General features: G+C 71.3%; 15 protein-coding genes. 9 read left to right on the top strand and 6 right to left on the bottom strand.

Annotation, left to right across the window (positions count from 1 at the left end; translation table 11 throughout):
* Nucleotides 1–9: 9 nt before the first annotated feature.
* The 8 genes from Actkin_RS20480 (at nt 10) to Actkin_RS20445 (ending at nt 7,842) form a co-directional block, all read left to right on the top strand.
* Nucleotides 10–432: an anti-sigma factor antagonist gene (locus Actkin_RS20480; protein ID WP_189211122.1), complete on the top strand. Its 423-nt coding sequence runs from the start codon at nt 10–12 to the stop codon at nt 430–432.
* A gap of 7 nt (nt 433–439) precedes the next feature.
* A complete protein-coding gene (locus tag Actkin_RS20475; protein WP_189211121.1) occupies nt 440–928 on the top strand; it encodes an ATP-binding protein in 489 nt (162 codons plus the stop codon).
* 147 nt (nt 929–1,075) lie between these two features.
* The gene (locus tag Actkin_RS20470) at nt 1,076–1,678 is read left to right on the top strand and encodes a two-component system response regulator PdtaR (RefSeq protein ID WP_189211120.1); all 603 of its coding nucleotides are present in this window, start codon (nt 1,076–1,078) and stop codon (nt 1,676–1,678) included.
* Between the two features lie 629 nt (nt 1,679–2,307).
* Entirely contained in the window at nt 2,308–3,543 is a 1,236-nt protein-coding gene (locus Actkin_RS20465) for a branched-chain amino acid ABC transporter substrate-binding protein (protein WP_189211119.1), read from the top strand.
* An 87-nt stretch (nt 3,544–3,630) separates the two neighbouring features.
* A complete protein-coding gene (locus tag Actkin_RS20460; RefSeq protein ID WP_229786936.1) occupies nt 3,631–4,545 on the top strand; it encodes a branched-chain amino acid ABC transporter permease in 915 nt (304 codons plus the stop codon).
* Nucleotides 4,542–6,308, top strand: a complete 1,767-nt coding sequence (locus tag Actkin_RS20455; RefSeq protein ID WP_189211117.1) for a branched-chain amino acid ABC transporter permease — start codon at nt 4,542–4,544, stop codon at nt 6,306–6,308. Before Actkin_RS20460 ends, Actkin_RS20455 begins: the two co-directional genes overlap by 4 nt.
* Entirely contained in the window at nt 6,305–7,132 is an 828-nt protein-coding gene (locus Actkin_RS20450) for an ABC transporter ATP-binding protein (protein WP_189211116.1), read from the top strand. Before Actkin_RS20455 ends, Actkin_RS20450 begins: the two co-directional genes overlap by 4 nt.
* Nucleotides 7,129–7,842, top strand: coding sequence for an ABC transporter ATP-binding protein (locus Actkin_RS20445; RefSeq protein WP_258903839.1), 714 nt, complete (start codon nt 7,129–7,131; stop codon nt 7,840–7,842). The genes Actkin_RS20450 and Actkin_RS20445 overlap by 4 nt, the downstream gene beginning before the upstream one ends.
* Before the next feature lie 373 nt (nt 7,843–8,215).
* Here the strand turns inward: Actkin_RS20445 and Actkin_RS20440 are convergent, their stop codons facing one another.
* From Actkin_RS20440 to polA, 4 genes are all read right to left on the bottom strand, one after another.
* Nucleotides 8,216–8,674, bottom strand: a complete 459-nt coding sequence (locus Actkin_RS20440; protein WP_258903838.1) for an NUDIX hydrolase — start codon at nt 8,672–8,674, stop codon at nt 8,216–8,218.
* 143 nt (nt 8,675–8,817) lie between these two features.
* A complete protein-coding gene (locus Actkin_RS20435) occupies nt 8,818–9,321 on the bottom strand; it encodes a Rossmann-fold NAD(P)-binding domain-containing protein (protein ID WP_229786935.1) in 504 nt (167 codons plus the stop codon).
* Nucleotides 9,322–9,346: 25 nt separating this feature from the next.
* Entirely contained in the window at nt 9,347–9,973 is a 627-nt protein-coding gene (gene bluB / locus Actkin_RS20430; RefSeq protein ID WP_258903837.1) for a 5,6-dimethylbenzimidazole synthase, read from the bottom strand.
* Entirely contained in the window at nt 9,974–12,694 is a 2,721-nt protein-coding gene (gene polA, locus Actkin_RS20425) for a DNA polymerase I (protein ID WP_396123000.1), read from the bottom strand.
* An 83-nt stretch (nt 12,695–12,777) separates the two neighbouring features.
* On the opposite strand from polA, the gene Actkin_RS20420 reads away from it, so the two are divergent.
* Nucleotides 12,778–13,209 (top strand): hotdog fold thioesterase, encoded by a 432-nt coding sequence (locus tag Actkin_RS20420; RefSeq protein ID WP_258903835.1) that lies wholly within the window; start codon nt 12,778–12,780, stop codon nt 13,207–13,209.
* Nucleotides 13,210–13,322: 113 nt separating this feature from the next.
* On the opposite strand, the gene Actkin_RS20415 is transcribed toward Actkin_RS20420, so the two are convergent.
* Nucleotides 13,323–13,898: a TetR/AcrR family transcriptional regulator gene (locus tag Actkin_RS20415; RefSeq protein ID WP_258903834.1), complete on the bottom strand. Its 576-nt coding sequence runs from the start codon at nt 13,896–13,898 to the stop codon at nt 13,323–13,325.
* The gene (locus Actkin_RS20410; protein ID WP_258903833.1) at nt 13,895–15,823 is read right to left on the bottom strand and encodes a YhgE/Pip domain-containing protein; all 1,929 of its coding nucleotides are present in this window, start codon (nt 15,821–15,823) and stop codon (nt 13,895–13,897) included. Before Actkin_RS20410 ends, Actkin_RS20415 begins: the two co-directional genes overlap by 4 nt.
* Nucleotides 15,824–15,865: the final 42 nt, after the last annotated feature.

Below are 15,865 nucleotides of genomic sequence, written 5' to 3'. Positions count from 1 at the left end.
GTGCGGCGTGTGAAGCCCGCAAGTGACGAACGCACGCCCGACGGGAGCGCGCGGTTCGCCGTCCCCAGCCGCGAGCAGTTGCTGGCGGTGCACCCGACCGACCGGGACGACGCCATCATCATCGCCGTCGACGGCGACATCGACGTCCTCACCGCCCCGCGCCTCGCGGCGGCCATCGGCGCGGCGTTCGACCGGCTCGGCGCCCGGCCCCTGGTCGTCGACCTGAGCCGGGTGGGCTTCATGGGCTCGTCCGGGCTCCGCGTCCTGCGCGAGAGCGCCACCGAGGCCGTCCGCCACCGCGGCCTCGCCCAGCTCCGCGTCGTCGTCGACCACGCCCGGCCCGTCATCCGGCCGATCGAGATCGTCGGCCTCGACCAGGTCCTGGCGCTCTTCCACACGGTGGAGGACGCACTCACGGCAGAGCCGCGGTGACCCGCCCATGCCGCCCAGCTCAGACCAGGACAGGCGCCAGGCGGGCGCGCGTTCGGAAGCGGACGCCGAGCCCGAGTTGCGCTTCACCCTGCCGGTCGACTGGGTCTCGCCGTCGCTGGCCCGCGAGCGCCTGAGGTCCTGGCTGCGCAGGCAGCGCTGGTCCCCGGCGCAGATCGACGACCTCGTCCTGGTCGTCAACGAGGCCGTCACCAACAGCATCGAGCACGGCTACGGCCTGTCCGCCGAACGCGCCAGGCCCCCCTCCGCCGTCCAGATCACCTGCCGGGTCCTGACGGACCCCTCCGGCGACCGCCAGGTGGAGCTCGTCGTCCGGGACCAGGGCCGCTGGCGCCCGCCCACCGAGCCCGGCAACCGAGGCAAGGGACTGGGCCTCATGCGGGCCTGCAGCGAGCACATGACCATCGATCATGACGAAACCGGCACCACGGTCACCATCGTGAGCCGCCCGATCCCGCCGCCATTGGCGCCCGGCTAGCTGCCGAAACCGCCCAAATGCGCCGGAACCAACCCGACCATTCGCTGTCAGCCGGGTCACCTCCATCATGACGCCTGCCGGTAACACGGCGACGGTAGGCTGCAATCTCGCGATTTCCTGGTTACCAAGCGCAACAGGAGGACCCCGGTGACCGAGTTGGCTGCCGACGCGCAGGCGCCCGCCGCACGCCGCGTGCTCGTCGCCGAGGACGAGGCGTTGATCCGGCTCGACCTGGTCGAGATGCTCCGCGAGGAGGGCTACGAGGTCGCCGGGGAGGCCGCCGACGGCGAGCAGGCCGTCCAGCTGGCAGGCGAGCTGCGGCCCGACCTGGTGATCATGGACGTGAAGATGCCCAGGATGGACGGCATCGACGCGGCCACCCTGATCGCCAGGGAGCGGATCGCGCCCGTGGTGATGCTGACCGCGTTCAGCCAGCGCGAGCTCGTCGAGCGGGCCCGCGACGCCGGGGCCATGGCCTACCTGGTCAAGCCGTTCGCCAAGCACGACCTCGTGCCCGCCATCGAGCTGGCCGTCAGCCGCTTCGCCGAGCTGCACGCCCTGGAGAACGAGGTCGCCGGGCTGACCGAGCGGCTGGAGACGCGCAAGGTCATCGAGCGGGCCAAGGGGCTGCTGATGACCAAGCAGGGCCTCAGCGAGCCGGAGGCGTTCCGCTGGATCCAGCGCACCGCCATGGACCGCAGGACCACGATGAAGGCCGTCGCCGAGGCCGTTCTGGAGCACATCACGTAGTCGGTCGTTCCCGTTCCGCGCACCGGTGGTTGCCATCCGGCAATCACTTTCCCGTGATGATCCGATCAGCGCCCGACAACGCGGCGCCGTTAATCGGCCGAGATCGGATCGGGGAATCGGCGCGCCCCGGCGGTCAATGGCGCGCACATGGCGGAAAACAGCGCAATGGCATCCGTTCGCCGCCTGTGCCGCTCGCGTCGGATCCGGACAGTGCGGGGAACAGAACGCGCGCGACTCGTGGCGGTCGGTGTTCGACCGTCCGGTGTAAACCTTCCTCCACAAACCGTCCCGGGATGAAGAAAAGCCGTCACAAATAGCCTGTGGGCCTGGGGTTTGGCCCTGCCGCCCCGACTCGGGCCGAGCCGGGGCGGCGATCCTACGCCCGCCCTCCTCGGCCCGCCCGACCCCCTTGCCCCGTTCGGCGGTTCCGGGGCGTCGCGCTGCCCGCGCCAACAGGGAATCCCTGGGAATAACGGCCATCGGCAACCCCGAGGACGTTTATTGCGGTCTGGTCACAACGACCGAGGGTGCGTGACTAACCTGGGGCCAGTCATTATGTTCCGGGCGCAGCCCCTACCGGGGGTGCCCGATCACCCGCCCGGATCCCGGGTACGAAGAGAGGACAACTCGTGCGAAACCAGACCGCCAAGACCGCAGGCTTGGTGGCCGCGGGCCTCTTGGTGCTCGCCGCTTGCGGCACGAACAAGACCGAGGACCCGCAGGCGGGGGGCCAGCAGGCCTGTGACACCAGCAAAGGCGCGCTGACGGTCGGCGTCATTGCCCCGCTGTCCGGTGATCTGTCCGCTCTCGGCCTGGGCATCAAGAACTCCGCCGACCTCGCGGTGATGGAGGCCAACGAGAAGTGCGCGGTCCCCGGGTACCGGCTCGTCCTTGACGCCCAGGACGACCAGAAGACCCCGACCGTCGCAGGCCAGGCCGCGACCAAGCTCGCCACCGACCCCAACATCGTCGGCGTGGTCGGCACCCTGAACTCCTCCACCTCGCAGACGGTCCAGCCGATCCTCGCGGGCAAGAAGATCGTCCAGGTCTCCCCGGCCAACACCTCCACGGCGCTCACCAAGGGCACCGACTTCCTGAACAACCCGAAGCGCCCGTTCGACAGCTACTTCCGCGTCTGCACCATGGACGAGAACCAGGGCAAGATGATCGGGCAGTACCTCAGCGGCGACGCGGGCAAGAAGTCCATCGCGATCGTCACCGACGGCAAGACCTACGGCGTCGGCCTCGCCGCCGAGGTCAAGAAGGCCGCTGAGAAGAACGGCGCGAAGATCGTCGCCGAGGAGCAGGTCAGCGACAAGGACACCGACTTCGCGGGCGTCATCGCCAAGATCAAGCCCCTCAACCCCGACGCGGTGTTCTACGGCGGCGAGTACCCGCAGGCTGGCCCGCTGAGCAAGCAGATGAAGGACGCCGGTCTCGACGTCCCGCTGATGGGCGGCGACGGCATCTTCGACGACACCTTCATCGAGCTGGGCGGCAAGGAGGGCGACTTCGCCACCTCCGTCGGCGCCCCGCCGGAGAGCCTGCCCTCGGCCAAGGCGTTCATCGACGCCTACAACGCGCGCGGCTTCAAGGACCCGTACAGCGCGTACGGCGCCTTCTCCTACGACTCGGCCAACGTGATCATCACCGCGCTGGCGAAGACCCTCAGCGAGGGCGGCGGCACCTGGAACGAGGGCCTGCGCGACGCGCTGATCAAGAACATCGGCGCGACCCAGCTCGCGGGCGCCAACGGCCAGCTCGGCTTCGACGAGTTCGGCGACAGCACCATCAAGCTGCTCACCGTCTACAAGGTCACGTCCGGGGAGTGGACTTCGGTCAAGACCGGCACCGTGACCGAGTAACACCGAAGTTCCGCGAACCTCAGGTGGGGGCAGGCGATTCCGCGGCCTGCCCCCACCGCATGTCTGAGTGGGTGAGTAAGCACAGTGGTGACCCTGCTGCAACAACTCGTCAACGGGATCGTGCTCGGTGGTCTGCTCGCGTTCATCACGCTGGGCTACACCATGGTGTACGGCATCATCCAGTTGATCAACTTCGCGCACGGCGAAGTCTTCATGGTGGGCTCCTACGCCGCGCTGGCGACGTACCTGTGGGCCCTGCCGAGCGGGATCCAGTCAACCTGGTACCTCGCGCTGCCGATCGTGATCCTGGCCGGGGCTGCGTTCTCCGTCCTGGTCGCCGTCATCATGGAGCGGTTCGCCTACCGGCCGCTCCGCAACGCGCCACGCCTCGCGCCGCTGATCACGGCGCTCGGCATCTCCGTGTTCCTGCAGGAGGCCGTCCGCAACTTCTTCCCGGACGGCACCCGGCCCAAGGCCTTCCCCGAGGTCTTCCCCGAGGGACAGCTGACCTTCCTCGGCGTCACCGTCCCCGCGAGCGGCCTGCTGCTCGTGGTGATGGCGATCATCCTCACCGGCGCCCTGCAGCTGTACGTGAACACCTCCAAGCTGGGCCGCGCGATGCGCGCGACGGCGCAGGACCCCGACACCGCGCGGCTCATGGGCATCAACCCCGACCGCGTCATCGTCCTCACCTTCATCCTGGGTGCGGCGCTCGCCGGTGTCGGCGGCGTGCTCTACGGCGTGCACTACGACAACATCAACATCACCATCGGCTTCCAGAACGGCATCTTCGCCTTCACCGCGGCGGTCCTCGGCGGGATCGGAAGTCTGCGCGGCGCGGTCGTCGGCGCGTTCTGCATCGGCCTGATCAAGACCCTGGCCGGCCAGTACATGCCCGGCGGCACCGCGTACGACTACGTGTGGATCTTCGTGATCCTCATCCTGGTCCTGGTGTTCCGCCCACAGGGCTTCTTCGGGGAGACGGAGAGGGTTCGCGCATGATCACCAAACTCGTCGCGGGCAAACCCGGGCTCGCCCGACCGCTCTCCATCGTGGGCGGTGTGCTGCTCATCGTCGGCGCCCTGCTGCCGTGGGCGACGTTCCAGCTGAACATCATGCCCTACCCGGCACTGTCCACACTGCAGTTCTTCGACGCCCCCTTCGGCGTGCCCGGCTTCCGCCTGCACGTCATGCTCCTCGGCGTCGCGGTGATCGCGGTGGCGTTCGCGCCCGCCGCGATCCGCGGCCGCACGACCAAGGCGCTCGGCTGGGGCGCGCTCGCCATCGCGGTGGTCAACGCCGCGTACCTGATCGTCGAGGGCGGCGGCTTCGGCACCATCACCTCCGCGCACGGCGCGTTCGCCTTCGGCGCGGTCGTCTCGGCGGTCGCTGCCGTCATGGCCATCGTCGCGGGCTCGGCCTACCCGGCCGCCCCGCCGGTGACCTGGGACCTGAAGCTGGCCAAGCCGCTGGAGTGGCTCGTCCTGGTCCTGGCCTATGCGGCGCTGCTCAAGGTCGTCGCCGACACCCTGACCGCGGGCGGACGCGGCGGCGCCGCCAACCCGTACGCGGGCGCGGTGTTCCTGTCGTTCGTGGCGTTCCTCTTCGGCGTGTTCGGCGGTCTCAACGGGACCGGCCTGCTGCGCTGGGTGTCCGCTGTGGCCGAACGGCACCGGGCCTTCAGCGCCGTGGTCCTGCTGGCCTGCGCGTTCGTCCTGCCGTTCACCGAGGCGGGCACCGAGCAGTGGATCTACACCGCCACCAACATCGGGGTGTTCGCCGCGACCGCGATCGGCCTCAACATCGTCGTCGGCCTCGCCGGTCTGCTCGACCTCGGCTACGTGGCGTTCATGGGCATCGGCGCGTTCGTCGCGGCGAACCTCAGCGGCGCCGCGTCCGCGAGCCTCGGCGTCGACCTGCCGTTCGTCCTGGTGCTGGTGATCGCCGCGATCGTCGCGGGCGTGTTCGGCGCGATCGTCGGTTCGCCGACGCTGCGCGTGCGCGGCGACTACCTGGCGATCGTCACCCTGGCGTTCGGCGAGATCTTCTTCAAGGCGGCGCAGAACAACATCGCGGGGGCCACCGGCGGCTCCAACGCCATCCCCGGCATCCCGCCGCTGGACTTCCTCGGCACCCCGGGCGACGCGGCGATCACCGTCTTCGGCGCGGAGCTCGCGGGCGGCGTCCTGTACTACCTGCTGGCCGTCGTCATCGTCGCGCTGGTGATGGTGCTGTTCGCCAACCTCAAGTCCAGCCGCATCGGCCGCGCGTGGATCGCCGTCCGCGAGGACGAGGACGCCGCGCGCGCGATGGGCGTCAAGACCGGCAAGATCAAGGTCCTGGCGTTCCTGGTCGGCGCGGCCATCGCCGGTGTCGCGGGCGCGGTGCTCGTGCACCGGCTCACCACGGCCTCCTACGAGAGCTTCACGTTCCTGGAGTCCGTCACGCTGCTGTCCGCGGTCATCCTCGGCGGCATGGGGTCCATCCCCGGCGCCGTGGTCGGCGCGTCGCTGCTGTTCGTGCTGCCGGAGAAGCTGCGCGAGTTCAGCGACTACCGGCTGATGCTGTTCGGCCTCGCGCTCGTGCTGATCATGCGCTTCCGCCCGCAGGGCCTCATCCCGGACAAGGTCCGGCGGGCCGAGCTGGCGGGCGAGACCGCCGAGGGCGGCTCGCTCAAGGAGGCCGAGGAGCGCGCGGTCGCCGAACAGGAACGGGCCGATGACGAGCGGCTCGGCAGGACTGGTGTGACGGAGGGGCGCTCATGAGCAGCGCGAGTGATCGTTCGGCAGCGCCGCTGCTGGAGGCCAGCGGCGTCAGCATGGTCTTCGGCGGCCTCACCGCCCTCAACAACGTGTCCCTCACCGTGGGACGCGAGGAGGTGCTGGGCCTCATCGGGCCGAACGGCGCGGGCAAGACGACGTTCTTCAACTGCCTGACGGGCCAGTACGTGCCGACCAGCGGCCGCATCTCGCTGGACGGGACGACGCTGCCGTCGGACCCGGCCAAGGTCGCGGCCGCGGGCGTGGCCAGGACGTTCCAGAACATCCGGCTGTTCCCGAACATGTCGGTGCTGGAGAACGTGCTGGTCGGCAGGCACGTGCGGATGCGTCAGGGCGCCATCGCCTCGATCTTCCACGGCCCCGGCTTCCGCAAGGGGGAGCGGCTCGCCCGCGAGCGCTCCCGCGAGCTGCTCGACTTCGTCGGGCTCTCGCAGGTCGAGGGCGAGCTGTCGCGCAACCTGCCCTACGGCGACCAGCGCCGCCTGGAGATCGCGCGGGCGCTGGCCACCGAGCCGTCGGTGCTCCTGCTGGACGAGCCCACCGCGGGCATGAACCCGCAGGAGACCGAGGACACCCGCCAGCTGATCTTCGCGATCCGCGACAGCGGCGTGTCGGTCATCGTGATCGAGCACGACACCAAGTTCATCTTCGGCCTGTGCGACCACGTGGTCGTGCTGGTCCAGGGCGAGGTGCTCGTGGCGGGAACGCCCGACGTCGTCCGCGACGACCCCCGGGTCATCGAGGCGTACCTGGGCAAGCCCCCGGAGGACGTCGCGGGGACCGCGACCGAAGGTGAGGAGGGCCGATGAGCGCGTTGCTGGAAGTGCGCGGTCTGACGGTCGCGTACGGTGCCATCGAGGCGGTCAGGGACATCTCGTTCGTCGTCGAGACGGGCCAGATCGTCTGCCTCATCGGCGCGAACGGCGCGGGCAAGACGACCACGCTGCGCACCATCTCGGGCCTGCTCCGCCCGCGCGCGGGCGACATCCTGTTCGACGGCCAGTCGATCGCGAACCAGCCCGCGCACGCCATCCTGGGCGCGGGCGTGGCCCACTGCCCCGAGGGCAGGCGCCTGTTCGCCCGCATGACGGTGGAGGAGAACCTCCTCCTCGGCGCGTACACCCGCACGGACGACGGCGTCACCGCCGACGTCCAACGGGTGTACGACCTGTTCCCCGTCCTCGGCGAACGCCGCCACAACAAGGCGGGCCTGTTCTCCGGCGGCGAACAGCAGATGCTGGCGATCGGCCGGGCCATGATGTCCCGCCCCCGCCTGCTCATGCTCGACGAGCCGTCGATGGGCCTCTCGCCGATCATGACCCAGAAGATCTTCGACACCCTCGCCGACCTCAAGGCGCAGGGCACGACGATCCTCCTGGTCGAACAGAACGCCCTGGCCGCCCTGGCCCTGTGCGACCGCGGTTACGTCGTCGACCTGGGCCGTACCACCCTGGAGGGCCCCGGCCACGAACTCCTGGCCGACCACCGAGTCCGCGCCGCCTACCTCGGCGAGGGCTGAGTCCCCTGGCGTGACAGAAGGGCCCGCGGCTCCATGCCGCGGGCCCTTTCTCTGTCGGTACCCCCCGCTACGTTACTGGTCTGAAAGGACTAGTCGACTGTTCTCTTCGGGCGAACGGATGTTCGATAATGAAACCAAGATCGACAACGATGGCGAGGAAGGAGGTCGCGGTCGCCGGGCCAACGGCCGCCCCCACCCGGAAGTCACCGCTCCCACCCGGAAGCCACGAGTGGCAGCCTTGCGGTGAGTGCCCGGCAGGGTTAGACGGTGGAGAGCGTGGGCCCCGGGAGGTGCTGGCACTCGACGACAGTCGCTGCCACTCAACGGCCGAGCGGGTCGCTCACCCTCGACGGCAGAGTGGACAGTCGGGGTGCTATCCGACGTGCGCGTGCTGGGTGCGGGGGAGCCAGCCGTGTTCGCTGAAGGTGGTGCCGTCGCGGTAGGCGTGGATGCCCCGGGCGGGGTAGTCGATGGTGTTGTGGGGGAGGTCGTGGAGCGGGAACCACGCGAGGGCGGAGCACTTGTCGGGTTCCTGGTTGGTGGGTTCGCCGGTCCAGCGGGTGGTGGTGAAGAAGAGGCCGAGGCGGGGTTCTGGGCCGGAGCCGTTGACGTGGATGGTGTGGACGCAGGTGAGGTCGGCGGGGTCGATGTGGACGCCGACCTCCTCGGCGGCTTCCCGGGCGGCGGCGGTGGTGGCGGGTTCGTCTGCGTCGAGTTTGCCGGAGGGGAGGTGCCACATGCCGTCCCAGGCGCCGCCTTTGCGTTGGGTCAGGAGGACGTGGTCGTCGCGCAGGAGGAGGACGTGGACGTCGATGAGGTGGCGGTCAGCCATGGGCGGGGCCTTCCGGACTGCGGGGGTGACGCCGCCACGGGGTGATGCCGCTACCGCGGATTCGGTGGCGCGACGGCGGGGTTGCGGGGCGACGGCGGCGTTGCGGGTGGTGAGGAAGCGTAGGGGAAGCGGAGCGGGTGGGGTCAGACGCGTTCGGCCAGGCGGCGGGCCATGGGGGGTTGGCCTGCGAGGGCGCGGTCGATGGCCTCGAGGACGCCGGTGGTGATCTCCTCGTCGGTGAGCCAGCGGGTGCGGCCTGCGTAGCCGACCTCGCCCAGGACGACCTGGTGGGTGCGGTGGGTGTCCAGCACGGGGTCCATGGGGCGGTCCGCGTGGACCTCGACGACGGGGGCGTGGGGTTTGAGGAGGGGGCCTACGGCGCGGAGGACGGGGATGCGGACGGTGTCGGCCACCCAGGCCACGAGGAGGTCGGCCTGGCCGCCGAGGACGCGGGCGGCCTGGCAGGCCAGGTCGTTGGGGCGGGTCCAGTCGGCGCGGACCCAGCGGGCGCGGCCGGTGCCGTCGACGGCGAGGGGCGCGTAGCGCCTGCTCGGCAGGACGATGTGCCAGCCCGCGGCCACCAGGGTGGTGGACACGCCCGCGAGCATTCCGGTTCCGCCCAGGATGAGGCCGCGTCGACTGTTCACGTCTCGGAATGTACCCCCAGATGGGCTAGTCAACCGTCGGGAAGCGTTCCCGGTGCACGACCTCGTCGAGGGGGATTCGGGTGCGCCAGCGGTGGCGTTCCAGGTCGGGGACTGTGTGGAGGGTCGACACCGGACCCAGGCACAGCCAGGCGACCGGGCGCACGCGCTCCGGGATGCCCAGCAGGTCGCGCACGAAGTCCTCGCGGTAGAAGCTCACCCAGCCCACGCCCAGGCCCTCGGCGGTCGCGGCCAGCCAGAGGTTCTGGATGGCCAGGCACACCGAGTACAGGCCCGCGTCGGCGATGGCGTGCCTGCCGAGGACGGCGGGGGAGCCGCGGCCGGGGTCGTAGGTGACCACCACCGACACCGCCGACTCCAGCACCCCGTCGATCTTGATGCGGTCGAACGTGGCCCGCCGCTCGCCGGACAGCGTCGCGGCGAAGGTGTCGCGCTCGGAGCGCACGTGGGCGTGGAAGGCGGCCTTGGTCGACGGCGAGCGGATGACGATGAAGTCCCACGGCTGGGTCAGGCCGACACTGGGCGCGGCGTGGGCCGCGCCCAGCACCCGGGTCAGCACCTCGTCGTCGAGCGGCTCGTCGGTGAACTCGGCCCGCACGTCACGACGGCGGCCGATCGCCTCGTACAGGTCCATCTAGTGGGCCGCGTGCCACGAGCGGCCGTAGCCGACCGACACGTCCAGCGGGACCCGCAGGTCGAACGCGCCCGCCATCTCCGCGCGCACCAGCGCCTCCGCCGACTCCCGCTCGCCGGGGGCCACCTCGAACACCAGCTCGTCGTGCACCTGCAGCAGCATCCGGGTCGCGGTCCCGGCCTTGCGCAGCGCCTTCTGCACGCGCAGCATGGCGACCTTGATGATGTCGGCGGCGCTGCCCTGGATCGGGGCGTTGAGCGCCATCCGCTCGGCCATCTCCCGGCGCTGGCGGTTGTCGCTGGTCAGGTCCGGCAGGTAGCGCCTGCGGCCGAAGATCGTCTCGGTGTAGCCGTCCTTGCGGGCGCGGGCGACGACCTCGGCCAGGTAGTCGCGGATGCCGCCGAAGGTGGCGAAGTACTCCTCCATCAGCCCGCGCGCCTCCTCGGTGGAGATGCGCAGCTGCTGCGACAGCCCGAACGCGGAGAGCCCGTAGGCCAGGCCGTAGTTCATGGCCTTGATCTTGGCCCGCTGCTCCCCGGTGACCTCGGACGGCTCGGCGGAGAACACCCGCGCCGCGGTGGCGGCGTGGAAGTCGTGGCCGGAGCGGAACGCCGAGATGAGCCCTTCGTCCTCCGACAGGTGCGCCATGATCCGCATCTCGATCTGGCTGTAGTCGGCCGACATCAGCTCGCCGAAGCCGGGACCGACGATGAACGCGTCGCGGATCATCCGGCCCTCGGCCGTGCGGATGGGGATGTTCTGCAGGTTCGGCTCGGTGGACGACAGCCGCCCGGTCGCCGCGATCGTCTGGTTGAACGTGGTGTGGATGCGGTCGTCGTCGCCGACGGACTTGAGCAGGCCCTCGACGGTGATCTTCATCCGCATCGCGTCGCGGTGCTCGAGCAGGTGGCGCAGGAACGGGTGCTCGGTCTGCTCGTAGAGCGTGGTCAGCGCGTCGGCGTCGGTGGTGTAGCCGGTCTTGGTCTTCTTCGTCTTGGGCATCTGCAGCTCGTCGAACAGCACGACCTGCAGCTGCTTGGGCGAGCCGAGGTTGATCTCCTTGCCGATGACGTCGAACGCCGCCCGCTCCGCGTCGCGCACCCGGGCGCCGAAGTGCGACTCCAGCTCCTGCAGCCGGGCCACGTCGACGGCGATGCCGTCGGCCTCCAGCTCGGCCAGCACCCGCAGCAGCGGCAGCTCGATCTCGGCGAGCAGCTTGTCCTGGCCCAGCTCGGCGAGCGCGGCGTCGAGCGCGTCGGCCAGCTCGGCGATGGCCCGCGCGCGCACGATCTCGCCCGCGGCGAGCCTGCGCTCGTCGTCGCCCTCCTCGTCGAGCAGGGACAGCTGCTGCTCGCCGTCGTTCTGCTCCACGCGCAGCTCGCGCTGCAGGTACCGCAGCACGAGGTCGTCGAGGCTGAACGTGCGCTGGCCCGGCCGCACCAGGTACGCCGCCAGCGCGGTGTCGGTGACCAGGCCGTGCAGCTCCCAGCCGCGGTGGCGCAGCGCGTGCAGCGAGCGCTTGACGTCGTGGGCCAGCTTCGGCCGCCCCGGGTCGGACAGCCACGCGCGCAGCGCCGTCTCGTCGCCCTCGTCCAGCGCCGTGACGTCGACGTACGCGCCCGCGCCGTCGACCCCCGACAGCGCGATCGACCGCAGCTCGACGGCCTGCCCGGACACGCCGACCTGCTGGTCGCGGAACGACAGGCCGACGCGGGTGCCCGGCCCGGCGTGCTCGGCCAGCCAGCCCGGCAGCGCGCCGGGGGCCAGCGCGCCGCCGCTGACCTCGAAGCCCTCCTCGGCCTCGGGCTCGGCGGTCGACAGCGTCTCGAACAGCCGGTCGCGCAGGACCCGGAACTCCAGCTCGTCGAACAGCCGGTGCACGGCGTCGCGGTCCCACGGCCGCACGGCCAGCTCGTCCGGCTCGACGCCCAGCGGCACGTCGCGCACCAGCTCGGTGAGCTGGCGGTTGAGCACCACGCTGGACAGGTTCGCCCGCAGCGCGTCGCCGACCTTGCCCTTGACCTCGTCGACCCGGTCGATGATCGCGTCCAGCGAGCCGAACTGCTGCATCCACTTGGCGATCGTCTTCTCGCCGACGCCGGGGATCTTCGGCAGGTTGTCGCTCGGGTCGCCGCGCAGCGCGGCGAAGTCGGGGTACTGGCCGGGGCTGACGCCGTACTTCTCCAGCACCAGCTCGGGGGTGAACCGGGCCAGCTCGGAGACGCCCTTGACCGGGTAGAGCACCGTCACCTGGTCGGTGACCAGCTGCAGCGCGTCCCGGTCGCCGGTACAGATCGCCACGTGGTAGCCCTGCGCGGTGGCCAGCGTCGTCAGCGTGGCGATGCAGTCGTCCGCCTCGTAGTTCTCCTTGGACAGCATCGGGATCTGCAGGGCGGTCAGCACCTCCTGGATGAGGCTGACCTGGCCCTTGAACTCGTCGGGCGATGCGCTGCGGTTGGCCTTGTAGTCGGCGAACGCCTCCGAGCGGAACGTCTGCCGCGACAGGTCGAAGCACACCGCGAGATGCGTGGGGGCCTCGTCGCGCAGCAGATTGATGAGCATGGAGGTGAAGCCGTACACCGCGTTGGTGTGCTGGCCGGTGCCGGTGGAGAAGTTCTCCTTGGGCAGCGCGAAGAACGCCCGGTACGCCATCGAGTGGCCGTCGATGAGCAGCAGGCGGCGCACGGCCGTCGGGGCGGGCGTCTCGGACTTGGCGGGCACGGTCTTCGCAGGCACGGCCCGAGTCTAGGGTGGAGCACCGACAGTCACCCCGCGGCACGTCGCCGTCACCCGTAGGAGGGTCAATGAGCGAGTCTTCGGTGCCGGATTGGTACCCGGTCCGCGAGGACCTCGCCGGTCAGCTGCTCGAGGACCGGATGGGCATCAAGATCACCGAGTGGGACAAGGACCGGCTGGTCGCCACGATGCCCGTGGCGGGCAACATGCAGCCGTACGGGCTCCTGCACGGCGGCGCGAACGGCGTGCTGGCCGAGACGCTGGGCTCGGTCGCCGGGGCGCTGCACGCGCCCGAGGGCAAGACCGTCGTCGGGCTGGAGCTGTCCTGCACCCACCACCGCGCCGTCCGCGACGGCGAGGTCACCGGCGTGTGCACCCCGCTGCACGTGGGCCGCAGCTCGTCGACCTTCGAGATCGCGATCTACGACGACACCGGCAGGCGCACCTGCACCGCCCGGCTGACCTGCATGGTCCTGGACCGCGCCCCCGGCGCCAGGTGAGGTGAGGCGCTCGCAGCGGGCCGCGCCGCGACGCCACCCCGCCGACGGCCGAGGTCGTGCGGCGTCGCCCAAGCAGGCCACCCCGCCGAGGCTCGGCCCCTGGTCGGCACCCCTCATCCCTCCCGCAGGCCCTGGATGAGGCCCAGCACGTTGTCGCGGACCTCGTCGCGGGTCTGGTCCGGGGTGAACACCTGCCAGTCCAGGGCGACCACCAGCACCGTCCCGAACAGCGCCGACGCGGCCGTGGCCACCCGCACGCCCGAGGGCAGCCCGCCGGAGTCGGCCAGCCGCTGGAACTGGGCGCGGATCAGGGCGGTGATCCGCTCCCGCAGCAGCGACAGCGTGGCCTGCCACTGGCTCGGCGTGCGCCACAGCTCGCTCACCAGCAGCTGCGCGAACGTCGGGTACTCGGCGAAGAAGTCGAGCATGCCCTCGACCAGCCGCGACAGGGTCGTGCGCGCGTCCCCGTCGCCCGCATCGGACAGCCGGAACGCGAGCACGTCGACGCCGTAGCGCAGCAGCGCGTCGATCAGCCCGTCCTTGCTGCCGAAGTTGTAGTACACCGTGCCCTTCGCGACGCCCGCCTCCGCGGCGATCTCGTCGACGGTGAGCCCGACCATCCCGCGCGTGCCCACCAGCCGCAGCGTCGCCTCGAACAGCCTGCGGCGGGTCGCGTCCGTGCGGCTCACAGGACCAGCTCCGGACGCAGCCGCGACGGGGTCCACACCCGCTGCCGTCGGGCGGCCACAGTGGACACCACGAGTCCTCCGATCAGGTACGCGCACAGCACGCCGACGTCGACGCCCAGCCCGGACAGCGAGCCACCGTAGATCAGGTGCCGCAGCCCGTCCACGACGTACCCCATCGGCAGCGCCGCGTGCAGCGGGTACAGCGCCTCGGGCAGCGTCTGCCACGGGAACGTCCCGCCCGCGCTGATCAGCTGCAGGATCAGCACCACCAGCGCGACGAACTTGCCGACCGCGCCGAGCAGCGCGTTGAGCGCGTGCACGATCGCGGTGAACGCCAGCGTCGTCAGCGCCAGGAACGCCAGCGCGCCCAGCGGCCGCTGGATGTCGACGAGGAACGACACCGCCCCGAACATCACCACGACCTGCGCCACCCCCAGCGCCGCCGCGGGCAGCCACCCGCCCAGCGCCGTGCGCACCGCGTTGTGCCCGGCCGCCAGCGCGCGCGACGACAGCGGGCGCAGCAGCAGGAACAGCACGAACGCCCCGATCCAGGTCGCCAGCCCGAGGAAGAACGGCGCCAGCCCCGCGCCGTAGCTGCCCGCGGCGTTCTCCCCGATGGTCCGCACCGCCACCGGGTCGCCGATCGCGCGCGCGGCGGCGTCGCGGGCGGCCGCGTCCGGGTGCGGGATCTCGCCGAGCCCGGCCGCCAGGCCGTCGCGCAGCTCGGCGGCCCCGCCCGCGACCTGCCGCGTGCCCGAGGCGAGCCGGTCGGCGCCGTCGACCGCGGTGGCCTCGCCGTCCCGCAGCCTGATCGCGCCGTCGCGGAGGTCGGCGGTTCCGCTCGCCAGCGCCGCGCCGCCGTCGGCGGCCTTCGCGATGCCCTGGGTGAGCGCTGGGGTGGAGTCGGCGAGCGTGTCCGCGCCGCGCGCGACCTTCCCGGCCCCGTCCGCCAGCTTCCGCAGGTCGGCCGCCGTGGTCTGGAGCTGGGCGTTCGCCTGATCGATCGGGGCGCGCAGCTCGCCGACGGTCTCGGCGATCACGTCCTCGGGGACGCCCGCCTCCCGAAGGTGCTTCTCCACCTCGGTGTCGAGCCGGGTGACGACCTTGTCCGCCGCCGACGCGACCGCCTCGCCCGCGGTGGCCACCTTCTCGTTGCCCGCCGCGACCTGCGCGGCTCCGTCGGCCAGCGCACGCGTCTGCGCGGGCAGCTGGGCCGTCTTGGCGCGCAGGGTCGCCAGCCCGTCCGACAGCGTCGCCGCGCCCGTGGCGGCCTTGTCCGCGCCCGCGGCCAGCGAGCGCGCGCCGTCCAGCAGCGCGCGCTGGCCCTTGGCGAGTTCGGCCGCGCCGTTCCCGGCCTGGGTGGCGCCGTCGGTCAGCCGGGTCGCGCCGTCGGCGGCCTCGCGCGTGCGGTCGTAGATGGTGCCGAAGCCGACCAGGAACTTCTCGGCGGCGGCCGTGCCCACCTCCGTCGCCACCGAGCGCCGCACCTCGGCCACCACCCGGTCGGCGATCGTGCCGACCAGGTAGTTGTTGGCGTCGTTCGTCGTGACCGTGATCAGGCCCTGCCGGGGCGTCTCGCCCTCGGCGGAGGTCAGGGCCGAGGTGAAGTCGGCGGGCAGGGTGAGGGAGAAGGTGTAGCGGCCCGCGCGCACGCCGTCGACCGCCTCCGGCGCGGCCACCTCGTGCCAGTCGAACGCGCCGGACTCGCGCAGGCTGGCGGCCACCTTCGCGCCCGCGTCCCCGGTGTCCTCGACGACCAGCGCCGCCGGGATGTGGTCGAGCCGGTCGTACGGGTCGGCGTTCGCGTAGAGGTACAGCGACCCGTACAGCAGCGGGACCAGCACCAGGGCGAGCACCGCCAGCCTCGGCAGCGTGCCCGAGGTGATCCGCCGCAGCTCGGTGCGGGCGAGACGGAGGGCGCTCACGACGCCTCCTCGCAGGCTCCGAGGCGCCGCTCGCGGCGGCCC

The sequence above is a fragment of the Actinokineospora sp. UTMC 2448 genome (assembly GCF_024760565.1).
GTDB classification, from domain to species: Bacteria; Actinomycetota; Actinomycetes; order Mycobacteriales; family Pseudonocardiaceae; genus Actinokineospora; species Actinokineospora fastidiosa.
This window is presented reverse-complemented; position numbering and strand designations above follow the sequence as displayed.